This is a genomic window from Spongiactinospora gelatinilytica, assembly GCF_003236385.1.
Classification (GTDB): domain Bacteria; phylum Actinomycetota; class Actinomycetes; order Streptosporangiales; family Streptosporangiaceae; genus Spongiactinospora; species Spongiactinospora gelatinilytica.
In genome coordinates, this window is the sequence record NZ_POUA01000951.1 from 1 (window position 1) to 378 (window position 378).

Consider the following 378-nt stretch of genomic DNA (forward strand, 5'->3'; position numbering starts at 1 on the left):
GTTCTGCCGTGACGTGCTGCTCAAGCAAGGCAAATTCTTCCGCACATTCCGGACGGAGCGCGATGACGGAGATGCATGAGATGTCGCCCTTGTCGCCGGCGCGGGTGTGGGCGAGGTCGCGGAGGGTGCGGGGCATGTCAGCTCTCCAGGATGTGCACGGCGTGCGGCGCGAGTTCAGCAGGAATCAACGTCGATGCCACGGCGATGATCTCGCGCGCGCTCTTGGTCGCCCCGCCGCCGCCCGACGGGCCGCACGTTAGCAAGGTTTCCACTTCGTTGCCGACGCGCACGGCTTCGGCCATCGATTCGGTGCGCGCGGCCACGCGCACGCGCACTTCATACGGTTCGGCATCGGCGCGGGAAAGGGCTGCGCCGTGC

Annotated in this window: 2 protein-coding genes; both read right to left on the reverse strand. The window is 67.5% G+C overall.

Annotated features, from left to right (window positions below; translation table 11 throughout):
- A partial coding sequence (locus C1I98_RS46920; RefSeq protein ID WP_497846429.1) for an AtuA-related protein occupies positions 1–136 on the reverse strand: 136 nt, incomplete at its 3' end.
- 1 nt (position 137) lies between these two features.
- Positions 138–378, reverse strand: a 241-nt coding sequence (locus C1I98_RS46925; RefSeq protein ID WP_497846427.1) for an acyclic terpene utilization AtuA family protein, incomplete at its 5' end; no start/stop codon positions are given.